Below are 14,410 nucleotides of genomic sequence, written 5' to 3' on the forward strand. Positions count from 1 at the left end.
CAGGTTTCACGGTCCCCCTTCATGGCGTTGGCGGTCATGGCGATGATGGGCAACTCATGAAATCTCCCGATGGATCGTATCCGGCGGCTTGCTTCTAGGCCGTCCATGACCGGCATGCTCATATCCATAAGTACGGCGTCGTAGGGTTCCCGGGCCTCTTCCAGACGCTGCAGGGCTTCCAGGCCATTGTTGGCAACCTCGGTGACCGCCTCGATTTCCTCAAGGATGATGCATGTGACCTCCTGGTTGAAAACATTGTCATCAACCAAAAGAACACGCAGCCCCCTGATGGCTTGACGCAGACTGAGATTCTGTTCCTTGCCGGATTCTTGGACGCTCCGGTCGGCCTCGCACCCAAGCGCAGTCAGCACGGTCCTGAGCACACCGGCATGGGTAACCGGCTTAACCAGAAGCCCTGCCGCACCGATTTCAGCCAGGTCTCGTCCTTGCGGATCAACATGTGACGACAGCGCCGAAAGCAGCACCGGGACATTGCCGGAAAGGCCCTGCGCCCTGAGGCAGGACAATGTTTCCGGGCCGTCGAGTTCAGGCATGTCCCAATCAAGGATAATCAGAACAAATCTCCCCGGTTCGGAGGTTACGGCCTCAAGAGCCTGTTGCCCGGACTCGACGGTCACGCAGACAAACCCCAAGCGGGCCAGCGCGCCGGACAAAGCCTGAAGCGCCGCGGGATGGTCATCGGCCACGAGGATGGATTTCCCCTGCATGGCCGAGGGGACCATAAGCTCCGGGGAATGGGGCTGGTCTTGCAGATCGAATTCCAGGATGAACCAAAATACGGAGCCGCGTCCCGGCTCGCTTGAAAGGCCGATACGCCCGCCCATGAGATCCACAAGCCGGGAACTGATATTCAGGCCGAGACCCGCTCCGCCATAACGGTTGGCGGTATCCCCTCCGCCCTGTTCAAAAGGGCTGAACAAGCGGGGAAGAAGCTCCCTGGGGATGCCCGGTCCAGTGTCGGCGACTTCAAAATGCAATTTCACCCGGCCTTCGGCAGGAGCAACCTCCCCCTTTTGCATCTTGGAGCGGTTGACCGAGATCCTGACTTCACCGCCGGAAGTGAACTTGGCGGCATTGCCCGCAAGGTTGACCAGCACCTGCTTGAGCCGCATGGGGTCTCCAATGAGATGAACCGGCATGCCCTCTTCCAGGTTGCAGAGCAGTTCGTTGCCGTTTTTCTGAACCATGGGAGCGACGATGTCGCACGCCTCGCGCAGCAGCGATGCCAGGTCGAACGGCTTACGCTCCACTTCCAATTTTCCGGCTTCGATCTTTGCCAAATCGAGCATCTCGTTCATGAGCCCCAAAAGATGTCCGGCCGCGATTTTGACCTTGAGCAGACTTTGCCGCACCTGATCACAGGATACCTTCTGCAGGGCTATGTCCGTAAAACCCATGATGGCGGTCATGGGCGTGCGGATCTCGTGACTGATCCGGGCCAGAAAGAGATTCTTGGTCTGCGTGGCCATGGCGGAAGCCTCGCGCTCCAGTTTCAACTGCCTGATGCGGTAGGCCAGCGGCAGGGACATGAGCACCGCTTCCCCGGCCAGTGCCAGATTGAAGCCCATGCTGTAGCCCAGGCTCGACCAGCCGATGACCGTGGCCGAAAACACAAAGAACAGCATGGAAACCAGACACCAGGCGATGAACAGGATGCATCCGGGCCAGTGCCCTTTGAAACAACTGGCCAGACTCACTCCGAACCCCATCATGAACACGATCACGTTGAACGAAAGGTTGAACATGGTGTGTATGTGGGCGGACGGCAAGAATGGCCCCAGAACGATCAGGGCCCCCGTGGGCAAAAGCATGCCCAAAAGCATCTTGTCCCAGATCGGATGAAATTTGCGCGTCTCCAGAAAATCCCGCAGAAAAAGGCACATGGAGACGGCGCAAAGGTTGATGGACGTTGCCGCGACCAGAGGCTGCAATTCGTAACTGAAGAAAGGCGTCCACATCTTGTTGGAAAAATACCCCAGAAGCGCGGCGTGGAAGACCACGAACCACAGGTACGAGCGATCCCGCAGATAGATGAAGATGACGAAGTTGTAGACAACCATGGCCATCAGAACAGCCACGAAAGCGCCGAAAGCCGCGCTGCGCAGATTGTTTTCGGAGAGGCAGCGGTTGCGCTCGCACAGGCTTGGCCTGACGAACGAAACTCTTTCGCTGAACACCCTGAAGTAATACGTATGGCTCTGGCCGTCGGCGATGATGGGTATGAGACGCCCCTCGGTCGTTGAACCGAATCGGTGGGAAGTGCGCGCCCATCGCCTTTCATCTGAAACCGACCCGGGGAGGGGAGAGTAGAAATCGAGGGTCCTGACATAGGCCCAATCGGGATCGAAGTACCAAACCTGGCCTGGGTCGAGTCGCACGGTGAAGCGGAACCACCAGGCGGAGTCGGCCATGCCGAGATTCACGGACGAAGTGAAGACCGGCCGGAATTCCCGGGCCCCCAAAACCTGATCGATATCGGTCAGGGAACGTGTTCGGTCCTCCAGCACTTCCAAATACGGCCCAAGCACAAGAAGAGAATCACCGGCTCGGTTTGGAGAAACCGTTTTCTGTCCCCCTGGGCCCGGAAGAAGGTTTAAAGCTTGGGGCCTAGTCGCCATCGTGTTTGGACAAGCACCATCAAGACCCAAGGTTGAAGCCTCGGCATGACACGGTTGCGGGCCCGTCGGTCCTGAAACGGCGATCAGCAGGGCCAGGGCGAAGGGCCAGAAAAATGTCAGCCGGACAGACTGACGGACCTGATCCGCCAACCTGTCCGGCTGACTCATGCTGACTGCGCGTGATGAATTGCCCAGCATTCTTCTGCAATTGCCTGTTCCGGCTCCAGGCATCTCCTCCGCTTCAACGTCCGGCGATGCAGCAGGCGGGGTTCTCATCCCTTCCGCACATTTGGACATTTCCGGCCAGAGCTCCCTTTCCCGAGGTCATGCGAAAGGCGCCACATGCTGCGTCGCGATATCCTCGGCCACCATCAGATGGACGACGCTCGTTCCGACGGTATTCGTGTAATGATTGTAGTCAAACCCGTCCGAGCCAACCACGTTCATCTCCACAAGGGACCAACCCGTATCCGTCGCGGCCACCTCCGCGGGGCCCTCGCCGAAAACCCACAGGGTGTCGGTGTCTGAAACGGCCAGAACGTCGCTGGCCTGAAGCGTCAAGACGTTCTCTTCCCATCCGTTGACGCCGTAAAGGCTGATTTTTTCGATGCCTGAGATGCGACCTTCCGAAACCATGGCGCTCAGGTCCAAGGTGTGACTAAAGCTGAGATCCTCGGCCTCCAGCGCGAAGATGTCGAACCCCTCCCCTCCGTGCACGGAATCCTCGGGCGCGCCAATCAGCAGATCGTCGCCGGCACCGCCGTCGAGCAGGTCGATACCAGAATCCCTGTTTATGTTATAATCTGTAGAGTCGTACTTCCATCCGATCAGGGTGTCATTGCCGTCGCCGCCGTAGAGCGAATCGTTGCCGACAAAACCATCGAGGCTGTCGTTGCCGGCGCCGCCGTAGAGAATGTCCGCCCCGGCGTCGCCGAACAAGGTGTCGTGGCCGTCGCCGCCGTAGAGCGAATCGTCGCCGCCAAGGCCCTTGAGGCTGTCGTCGCCGCCGAAGCCGTGCAGCTCGTCATTGGAGCTCATGTTGTACTGGCCGTCCCAATTGGTGTCGCGACCCAGCAGCGTGTCGCCGTGATCCGACCCCCACACGCCGTCTATGTAGAAAAGGTGGTCGCCGTGCTCCTCTCCATCGACGCCGGCCCCGGCCTGGCCGTCGGGATAGAGACGCGGTTCCTTGTTCTGGTCGTTCATGTCCACCAGCACTCCGGCCGCCGCATTCCGGTAGCTGGCGATATCGTGGCCCGCCCCGCCAAAGAGGACGTCGCCGCCCGCCCCGCCTTCCAAAATATCGTCGCCTTCGTCGCCCCGCAGACTGTCCGCTCCGGCGCCGCCGATAAGCAGGTCGTCTCCTTGCTGGCCCCAGAAGTAGTTATCGTGTTCGTTACCGATGAGCGTGTCGGCGGAGGAGGAGCCGCTGACATTCAAAATGTTCCACAACTCGTCGCCGATGGCGTCGTTCCCGGCCGCACCATTCCCCTGGACCTGAATCACGTTGTTCAGATCGATTTCCACGGCCAGGCTCCCGGCGTAGTCGGCCACCTCGCCCAACCCGTAACCTGTAAGCACATCGGCCCCGGCGCCGCCATTGAGGGTATCCCAGATGGGGATGGAGGAGGCTGGGTCTGTCGTATTGCCGCCCACGAGTGAGTCGTTCCCCTCGCCGCCATACAGGACATCACGTCCGTCGCCGCCAACGAGGGCGTCGTCGCCCGCACCGCCATGGAGGGTATCGTTACCGCCGTGGCCCTGCAGCAGGTCGTCGCCGTCGCCGCCGTACAGGACATCGAAGCCTTCTTGGCCGTACAGCGTGTCGCTGCCGGCGCCGCCATCCAGGGTGTCGTGGCCCGATAATCCTTCAAGCAAGTTGTCGGCGTCGTTGCCCGTCAGCACGTCGCCGTGCAAAGTATCGTTCGTGCCCACGACGTGCTCGATGCCCGTCAGGGTGTCGCCGAGGCCGTGATTGTCCGCCCCGCCGCCCGTCTGGGCGCCCGTGACGCTCAGGTCGATGTTCACCCATGTAGGGCTTGCACTGTAGTCGGCCTTGTCGAAGCCTTCGCCGCCGTCGAGAATGTCCGCCCCGGCGGCGCCGACCAGGGTGTCGTCGCCGTCGCCTCCGTACAGCGAATCGTCGCCTTCGCCGCCGTTCAGTGAATCGTCCCCGCCGAAACCCCACAGTTGATCATCGTAGTCCGGATAGCCGGGCATCATGAGTTCGGGGTAATCGATAAAAGCTTGGGGCATTGGACACCATCCGTCGTTTCGGCCCAGCAGCGTGTCGCCGTGCTCCGAACCCCATACGCCGTCAATGTTCCACAACCAGTCGCCGTGCTCCTCGCCCGTGGGGCTGGCGCCGATCTGGCCGGGTGCGCCCACGCCGGGATAGCGGGGATTAGGGGTGCCGGGCCGGGCGTAATTCTGATCGTCCAGATCCACGCGCACTCCCTGCGCGGAATTGCGGTAACTGGCAATGTCCATGCCGCCTTCGGAGCCATTGAGGTAGTCGGCGCCGGCGCCGCCTTCCAGCGTGTCATTGCCCCAGTTGGCATAATCGCCTTTCCAGTCGCCCCACAGGCTATCCTGCCCCCTGCTGCCGGTGATGAAGTCATTTCCCTCGCCACCGAAAATCTCGTTGTCCTCCCAGGAGCCGAGGATCGTATCGTCGAAACGAGTGGCCTGAACGTGTTGGATGCCCAGCAGCGTATCGCCGGTGGCCTCGCTGACCAGGCCATCGGGGTCGATCTGGCCAGAGCCGTCCTGTTTGTCCAGGTCCAGGTAGATCCGGATCGGCGAGTTTTCGTAGTAGGCCAAGTTGTTGCCGCCGCCTGTCCCAAAGCCCAGCAGCATGTCGCCGTCCGCGCCACCCTCCAGGGTCTCGCGGCCGCGCAGCCCGCCGCCGCCGTCCACGATGTCCCGGCCGGCGCCGCCGGAAAGGAAGTCGCCGCTGTCATCGTAAGCTGCGGTGAAGAGTGGAGCAGTATTGTCGACGCCGATGATCGCGTCGTCGTTGAAGCTGTTGTTGTAGTTATTGAGGCTGACGCTGCCGTGAAGGGTATCGTCGCCATCCCCGCCATACAGAGAGTCTTTACCGAGACCGCCAGTCACGCGGTCATCCCCGGAATCGCCCCACATCTGGTCGCTTCCGACGCCCCCGTACATGAGGTCATCGCCCGCGCCGCCCCACATGCTGTCATGGCTGTAATTCCCTGAAACAAGACTGGTATCGCCGATCATGGTGTCGTTGCCGTCCAGGCCCGCCAGCCAGTTGTTGCCGTCGTCGCCCACAAGGGAATCGTCATGCTCCGAGCCCATCGCATTTTCGAAGCCCGTGAGCGTGTCGCCCTCGGCGTCCCCGCCGCTCTGGGTCGCGGTCCCGTCCTGATGGTACAGGTTCACGCTCACGCCCGCCGTGCTCGTACTGTAATCCACCCAGTCGCCGTTATTGGTATACCGCCCCCACTGCGTGTTCGTACCGCCGTCCAGGAAATCGGCCCCGGAACCGCCGCGCAGCGTGTCGCCTCCCGCGCCGCCCATGAGCGTATCGGACCCTGCCAGGCCGTCCAGGAAATTGTGGCTCCCGTCGCCCGTGAGCACGTCGCCGTGGGCGTCGTTCGTGCCGATGACGTTCTCGATGCCCACGAGGGTGTCGCCCAGGGCGTGGTTGCCCGCGCCACCGCCCGTCTGGCCGCCCGCGGTGTTCAAGTCGACGTTCACCCAGGACGGGCTCAGGCTGTAGTCGGCCGTATCCGGATAGTAGTAGTTCGTCCTAAAGTCCCAGGCGGGGTCTAGGATGACATTCAGGACGCTCTCGCCGCCCACCAGGGAGTCCGCCCCGGCCAGGCCGGCGAACACGTTGCTCACGTAGTCCTGGCCGATGAACGTATCCCCGTGGGTCGAGCCGAGCACATTCTCGATGCCCGTCAGCACGTCGCCCTCGGCATGGCCGCCGCTCTGGGCTCCGGAACTGGTCAGATCCACGTGCACGGCCGCATCGCTCGCGCCGTAATCCGCCCAGTCGCCGCCGGGCGTCGCCTCGTAGCGAATCACCGGACTAAATATATTCGAATCACCATAGTGGTGGAATTTGATGGCATCGCCGACGGTGTTCGAACCGCCGTCCAGGGTGTCGGCGCCGGCTCCGCCGCGGAGGGTGTCGTCGCCGTCCAAGCCGTAGACATGGAAGGACACGCCGGCGCGGTTGAAGTCCGTCGCGGTGGTCAGATCGTCAGCCCCGTCGGTCCCCAGAATCTGTGGCAGTTCGCCATCGATGTTGAAGACAGCCTCGGCGCTCAGTTGTCCGTCGCTGACCTTGAAAAGGAAATGATCGTTCTCAAGCACCTGTATGGACGTGCCGGGGGTCGAGGTGTCGAAACGGAAGCTGACGCGACCGGCGTCGATGTCGGACTGCGTGAAGGCCGCCTTGGAAAAATCCGTGATGGCGACGCCGTCAAGCAGGAGTTCGCCATGGATTGGCGCCTGCTGGACAAAATAGCTGAGTTCCGTCGCGGGGGTGCGCTCATCCACCGATTTGAGCGATCCGTTCAGGGACGCACTCTGGCCGTCCGGCACCAGAAGCGTCTCATTGAGAACGATGACCGGAGGATCGTTCAAAACCACTGGGCTGGAGGACCCCGAATCGAAATCCGTCATGCCGAGCAATTCCTGGTCAGGCGCGATCATGGGCAGGGGCAGGGGCAGGCCCACCCCCGCCTTGGCGCTGAAGGAAGCCATGTCCAGGGCCTGTCCGATACCGAAATCCTCGCCTACATTCTGATCGAGAAATCCGGTGTCACCGACACTGGCCTGGTGGACACCCAGGGGCTCATGCGTCAAGGCGTCATTCTCCGCGCCCGATCCGGCCTTCTCGAAAACTATTCTGGGCTGGGCCCGGAACGCCGGAGCTTCGTCAAGGTTCATGGCAACTATTTCGGGCGGTTCGGCCGCCGACTCCACCGTGAATTCACCCAACCCTTCGAGGCGTATCGAGATCTGTCCCTGATCACCAGATTTCACCTCGGCCTGATCCGGAGAGGCCGCGATGACCAGTTGCTCATTTTCCTGCAATGACAGCTTGCCGCCGTCGACAATTTCCACTTCACGAGTATTTCCGTCCGGCTGCCGAACCAGAACCTTGGTGTTAGGCATGAACTCTCTCCCAGGATTTAAGTTGCGGAGTAGTGATAAATTATCTGGGAGTGTTATTCTCTTTGAGCATTCAGGATAATGTGCAAGCGTACTGAAATTGAAAGACCAAATCATTAATTAGAGCTGTAGAGCTCGCTGCATTTATCTAAGTAAAAACACTTATGCCTCCATTCGAAAAAAAGCATAAATACTTCTTATATTTGTAAAAAATATAACAATTGACCTACAAGCACAACCTATAGACACATTTGATCCGCATCACCTTCAGTTCCAAAAAAAGACCGATAAATTGCAACGTGATATGCGAAGGCAAAAAAAATCCCCGGAGGCTACCGGGGATCTCGCAACACGACTCAAAAGACGAAGGGTGCTGTTTTATTCGCTTCCGCGACCCCAAGTCGCAAGGGTTTTGAAAAGTTCATCCGTGTCGACAGGCTTGTTGAGATGCCCGTCCATGCCTGCCGCCATGCATCTGGCACGATCCTCGGCCATGACATTGGCGGTCATGGCGATGATGGGCAGGGACCCAAATCGCTTGTCGGCCCTGATGATCCGCGTTGCCTCGTACCCGTCCATCCCTGGCATCTGAATGTCCATGAGCACGACATCGAACTTCGCGCCGTCTTTCATGATCCTGGTCACGGCTTCCCGCCCGTCCGTGGCGAGCTCGAAGTCCACCTCGGCCTGCTCCAGAATCACGGATATCAATTCCTGGTTGAAGAGATTGTCTTCGACCAGCAATACGCGCAGTCCCCGGACCACCTCGTGACTGGGCATCTTCTCGGCCCGACACGTGGCATCTGCGTCAACGGTTTCTCCGAGAACTGCGCGGCTCAGCACATCCTTCACCGCCAAATACGTGAAGGGCTTCATCAGAATTTCGCGAACCCCGGTCAGATCCGGCTGCAGACCATCCATCTCGGATCGGACCAGGCTGACCATCAGCACCACCTTGTGCTTGGCGCCAAGTTGGAATTCGTTCAGAGAGGCCAAGACTTCGAGCCCTGTATAGTCCGGAAGATCCAGGTCCAAAAGGACAACGTCGAATGATTCAGATGCCAGCAACCGCAGGGCGTCGGTCGCCGTCGCGGCGGACTTCCAGTCGATGCCGAGACGGCCGAGAATCTCCCCTAAGGCAGCACGACTGGCGGGGTTGTCCTCGACGAGAAGCGCCCTGAGTCCATCGAAGACATGCACCTCTTCCTGGCTCTTCGCATCGTTCGCAACCCGCTCGAACTTGACCGTGAATTCGAATGTCGATCCCCGCCCAAGCGCGCTCTGCACATTTATTTCGCTGCCCATGAGTTGCGCGAGCCGTTGGCTGATATTCAGTCCGAGACCTGTCCCGCCGTAGAGCCGGGCCGTGGAACTGTCCGCCTGTTCGAAGGACTGGAAGAGCCTGGGCAAAACTTCCGGATCGATGCCGATGCCGGTATCGATGACCTGAAAACGCAGCCAAACGCTGCCCTTCACCGGCTCGACCCCTTCGGCCACATCCACGACCATGCACACCGTACCGTTTTTAGTGAATTTTGCGGCATTGCCGCCCAGATTGAGCAGAATCTGCTGCAGACGCAGAGAGTCGCCCACCAGACAGCCTGGAACGGAAGGTCCCACGGAGAGCACCAGTTCGTTGCCGTTCTCAAACGCCTGGGATGCGATCAGGGTCGCGGTATCGGCCAGAAGCGCCTCGGGCTCGAAGACCTTGTTCTCAAGTTCGATCTTGCCCGCCTCGATCTTGGCCACGTCCAGGATGTCGTTGATGATGCCCATCAAATGCTGGGCCGCGCTTCGGACCTTGAGCAGGTAGCTTCGAAGTTGCCCCTCGGCCCCGGCCTGGAGGGAGAGGTTCAGAAAGCCCAGAATGGCCGTCATCGGCGTGCGGATCTCGTGGCTCATGCTGGCCAGGAAGGTGCTTCTGGCCCGCGCCATGGCCACGGCGGACTGACGCCGGGCGGCCATGGCACGAATGTCATGGGCCAGCAGCACGGCCATGGCCATGGCCAGCACCACAAGGCCGAGCCAGATCATCGAGGGGTGGACGAAAGGCAGAATACCCTGCGCGGCCCACGTATAGACAAAAACATTCGCGCTGCCCACGACCCAGGCCGAAAGAAAGATGATCGACACTATCCGGTCGCGCTTGAGATTCGCGATGCAGGCCCAGATCATGACCAGACTGAGCGGCGTGAGCACATAGAGGGACAGTTTTCCCTGCACCTGGTCCGGGAGGAAAAATGCCAGCGCGGCGGCTGCAAACACAAGCCAGAGACTGGTCAGAAGCAGACCGTCGATCAGCCGTTCGCCTTTGCGGGTCTCCAGGAACGCACGAGCCACCATGGCCAAGGCCCCCTGGGAGACCAGCCCGGCGACCATGATGAACGTTGGGAGGCGCTCATGTGTGAACAGAAATTGATAGCTGCTCACCGCCACAAAGACGGCAAAGGCCGCGTTGGCCAACACGAAGCCGCCGAACTTCAGGTTGCGGGTGTAGAGGAGGATGCCCAGGTTGGCGAGCATGAGAGTGCCGAAGAAACCCAGCAGCAACGACGTGCCCAGCATCTTGAAACCGTTGGCGTGCATGGCATGGTCGATGGTCGTGATGTGGGGATTCAGAACGAGGGACCGGATCCCCGTGACCCTGAAGAAACAGGTCTTGGGCGTCGTCAAGTCCGAAGGAAGTTGGAAATGCCTGTGCTCCCGGTGTCCCGGGCCCAGGATCAGCCGCCCGGAGGAATATTCTTTCCAGCCACCGGGGGCCGTGGTTTGCGGAACGAAAAGATGGAAGGTGTCGTAAAGATGCCAGCCCGGATCGAAAATCCACAATGCCCTTTGCGCGTCGAAGGCTTGCCCGACCGGCAACGGCTCGACAACGGTGAACTTGAACCACAGAGCCGACGAGGTGAAGCCGAAGTTGAAATGCCCTGTGGACGGTCTGCGAAACCGCGCAGCCATGGATTCGGAAGCAACGTCCTCGATGGTCAGCCTGCCGCCAGGATCTTCCAGGAATTCCATGAAGGGTTTGAGGTCATGAGCCTGGCTGCCTGAATCGAGCACACAGACGGGCTCGGCCTTGGCCTCAGACGAACACAAAAGCCCGATCAGGACGAATATAGACAATAACATTAGGTTTCTGCGCATAAGACAGGCCTCCTGCTTGTTCACTCGACACCTTTCCCGGAACCGGTGGAAAAAGGGCTCTGGGCGCCACTCCCTGACCGGCCCCATCTGCACAGAGCCTCGAAAAGCGCTCCGGCCTCCACGGGCTTGGTCAACCTGTCGTTCATGCCTGCGGCCAGGCAAAGCGCCCTGTTTTCCTCGACAACATCGGCGGTCAAGGCGATGATGGGAAGCCGAGCGCACCTGGCATCCTTGCGAACAATTCGCGTGGCTTCATAACCGTCCATCTCGGGCATGTGCACATCCATGAGCACAACGTCCGGCAGCGGCCGGTTCGAATCCAGCAGACGTCGCACGGCCTCCCGGCCATTGGTCAGCGTTTCAAGCTCCGTTCCGGCCTGCGTGAGCATGACTTCGAAAAGTTCGCGGTTGAATGCATTGTCGTCCACCACCAGAACGCGCAAGCCCCGCACCTGCTCCAGGTTGCGAAGCTCCTCGGCGTGCTGGGCCTCGCCCTCTTCGTCCACAATCTCTTCCTGAAACACGAGCAGACGCAGCATATCCTCCACCGTGGAAAGCGTTAACGGCTTGGCCAGAATTGCCCGGGTCCCGCAGAACGCCGGTTGCAGACCTTCCATTTCCGGACGGGCCAGGCTCGACATGACGGCGACCGGAGTCCCGTTGGCGACACCGGCCTCACGCAGACGCGAGGCGAGCTCGACCCCGGTCATATCCGGCAGATCCCAATCCAGAAGGATCGCATCAAATCTTTCTTCAGCGGCCATGCTCAGCGCTTCGCCAGCCGTGACGGCAACGCGCATGTTCAGCCCCAGCCGATGCGCAATGTTCTCCATAGCCGTTCTGACTAGAGCATTGTCCTCGACGAAAAGCACCGAGAGCCCCGCATACCTGGTTGGCGAGAGCTGGACGTTTTCCCCGATTTCTTCGGGCACCGCGAACGGAATCGTGAACTCGAAGATTGAACCCTTGCCCGGAGTGCTTGAGACATCGATATCCCCCCCCATAAGCTGCACCAACCGGCGACTGATGTTCAGTCCCAGCCCCGTCCCGCCAAAAACCCTGGCCGTTGATCCGTGGGCCTGCTCGAAAGACTGGAACAGACGGGGCACAACATCCGCCTCGATGCCGATGCCCGTGTCGAGGACCTGAAACCGCAGCGCCGTCTTGCCCTCTTCCGGCGCACCCTGCCCGGGCAGACTCACATCGACGACGACCGTGCCGCCTTTGGTGAACTTGACGGCATTGCCCCCAAGATTGACCAGCACCTGCTCCAGTCGCATAAAATCACCCGCGATGCGCCGAGGAACCCCTGGGCCGACGCTGACGACCAGCTCGTTCGCGTTTTCAAAAGCGCGCGGCACCAGGATGTCAGCCGTTTCGCGCAGCAAGTTCTCCACCTCGAAAGGCTTCGAATCCAAGTGAATCTTGCCTTCCTCGATCCTGGAAACGTCGAGGATGTCATTGATGATTCCCAGCAGATGCCGGGCAGATGCCTGGATCTTGCGCAGATACTGCCGCAGGGGTCCTGTTCCCCCGGACTGCATGGCCAGATTCAAAAAACCCAGAATGGCGGTCATGGGGGTGCGGATCTCGTGGCTCATTCCGGCCAGGAAAATGCTCTTGGCCTTGGCCATGGCCTCGGCCGCCTGGCGCTGCGACGAGATGGAATAAGTGAAATAGGCCAGCAGAAAGGCCATGGCCAGCGCCTCGGCAATGAAACCGACCCACATCATCATGGGGTGCATGAACGCGGCTCCGCCATTGGCCGCCCTGTTGTAGATCAGCGTGTCGAAAACCGTTCCGCCCCATGCTGCCAGAAAGATGATCGATACCGTTCTGTTGCGTTTGAGGTTGTCGACACAGGCCCAGGCGCCGATGAACGCCACGGGCATGACGATGCGCATGGAGAGGCTTCCATGCAGATGCTCCGGCAGAAACGGCCCCACGGCGGCGGCCGAAAAGACGAGGAAGACGCTCCCGAGCAGAAGCCTGTCCAGAATTCTGTTGTATATCCTCGTATCCATGACGGCCCGGATGACCAGGGCGAGGAATCCCTGGGTCACGAGACCGACGATCATGATCATTTCCGTAAGATTCCGAAAACTGACGAGGTGCTGATAGCTGGTCAGGGCCACGAAGGAGGCAAAACCGAGGTTGCCGGGTATGGACCACTTGAATTTGTCGATACCGGCATAGAGCCAGACAAAAAGATGGCCAAAGGCCATGGTCAGAAAATAGCCGATGACCAGACCCGTGCCGAGGACCTTGAGGCTGTTGACATGCAGGGCGCTGTCCACGGTGGAGATGTGCGGACTGACCATGATCGGGCGCACGCCGGTCACACGCAGGTAGCACGTAAGGGGCTTTGAGAGATCTTCCGGGAGAAGGAAGTGCCGCCGTTCGGGCTCTCCGGTTTTCGAAAGGAGGTTTCCGGCGGCATGGACCTGCCAGCCGCCGGAAGCATCAGGCCGGGGAACATACAGATGGATGGTGTCGTAGACGTTCCAGCCGGGATCGAGAATCCAGGCGGAAGGGAGTCCCCGGCGATTAGCCGATCGAGGATCTTCCTCGATCGAGAAGCGAAACCACAGGGCCGAGGACGTAAAGCCGAAATTGAAGTGTCCGGATGCCGGGGGAGCGTACTTTCCCGCCATGGCCGAAGAGGCGGCCTGATCGATGGTCAGGGATCTGTCGCGATCTTCCATGACCGCCATGAATGGGCGCAGGTCGTGCTCTTGGACCGAACAATCCAGCATCAAAACTGGCAGGTTTCGGGCCTGTAGAGAACCGGCCAGGCAAAAGAAAAGAAAAAAGAAAAAGAACGTCCCGCAGCGTAGCGAAGAAAAATGGCAAGCGCACAATGACATTTTCCCATGCCGGGAACTCATGGCTTAAGCCTACGGGGCGGAATCACGGAGCTCTCCGGCTGCGATGGCGACCTCTTCGAAAAGAGCATGGAAGGCAGGAAGTTCCTGTTTGATGCCGTCCACGTCTCCGATCCGGGCCAGATTTTCAAGAAGTGCGCTCTGGGCAGCCAGCCTCTTGGCCGAAAGGTTTGCAGCCCCGCCCTTGATGGAGTGAAAGAACAGGACGATTTCATCGCAATTGCCGCCCTGCACGACCGTTTCCGCCTTTTCCCGAACCTGTGTGTTGAGCTCCAGAAATCTGAGCAAAAGCTTCACGAAAATCTGCCTGTTCCCGCTGAACCTCAGCAGCGCCTCCTCCATGTCCAGAACCAGGATTGCCGCGTTACTGTTCATCAAAACCTCCGTGAAAATATCAATCCATGCCAAAAAACCTTAACCTGCTAAAATTTCGGCACAAACAAACCCAGGATCTTTCATTCACGCATCCGCCCAATAAATACGCACTACGAACTTATTAATCCGAGCATAAAATAGTTAACATTCGTGGAAGAATTGTGTACATTCGGATCCATGCAAACCACCGATGCACGCAAGCTTCCGCCCAAG

General features: G+C 59.7%; 5 protein-coding genes. All 5 read right to left on the bottom strand.

Going from position 1 to position 14,410, the window contains the following annotated elements; translation table 11 throughout:
* The coding region (locus tag H4684_RS19670) for a response regulator (protein WP_192625054.1) at nt 1–2,807 on the bottom strand (2,807 nt) is incomplete at its 3' end.
* Between the two features lie 156 nt (nt 2,808–2,963).
* Nucleotides 2,964–7,796 carry a cadherin-like domain-containing protein gene (locus H4684_RS21055; RefSeq protein ID WP_192625055.1) on the bottom strand — a complete coding sequence of 1,611 codons (4,833 nt, stop codon included), beginning with the start codon at nt 7,794–7,796 and terminating at the stop codon, nt 2,964–2,966.
* A 375-nt stretch (nt 7,797–8,171) separates the two neighbouring features.
* Nucleotides 8,172–10,922 (bottom strand): response regulator, encoded by a 2,751-nt coding sequence (locus tag H4684_RS19680; protein WP_192625056.1) that lies wholly within the window; start codon nt 10,920–10,922, stop codon nt 8,172–8,174.
* Nucleotides 10,923–10,957: 35 nt separating this feature from the next.
* Complete coding sequence (locus H4684_RS19685; RefSeq protein WP_192625057.1) at nt 10,958–13,693, bottom strand: response regulator; 2,736 nt, start codon at nt 13,691–13,693, stop codon at nt 10,958–10,960.
* 141 nt (nt 13,694–13,834) lie between these two features.
* A complete protein-coding gene (locus H4684_RS19690; RefSeq protein ID WP_092194320.1) occupies nt 13,835–14,197 on the bottom strand; it encodes an Hpt domain-containing protein in 363 nt (120 codons plus the stop codon).
* Nucleotides 14,198–14,410: the final 213 nt, after the last annotated feature.

Origin of the sequence: Desulfomicrobium macestii (genome assembly GCF_014873765.1) — a bacterium.
Taxonomy (GTDB): Bacteria; Desulfobacterota; Desulfovibrionia; order Desulfovibrionales; family Desulfomicrobiaceae; genus Desulfomicrobium; species Desulfomicrobium macestii.

Bases quoted from the DNA above. Each gene is read 5' to 3' on its own strand.
- H4684_RS21055 (WP_192625055.1), bottom strand. From the start codon at position 7,796: ATGCCTAACACCAAGGTTCTGGTTCGGCAGCCGGACGGAAATACTCGT.
- H4684_RS19680 (WP_192625056.1), bottom strand. From the start codon at position 10,922: ATGTTATTGTCTATATTCGTCCTGATCGGGCTTTTGTGTTCGTCTGAG.
- H4684_RS19685 (WP_192625057.1), bottom strand. From the start codon at position 13,693: ATGCTGGATTGTTCGGTCCAAGAGCACGACCTGCGCCCATTCATGGCG.
- H4684_RS19690 (WP_092194320.1), bottom strand. From the start codon at position 14,197: ATGAACAGTAACGCGGCAATCCTGGTTCTGGACATGGAGGAGGCGCTG.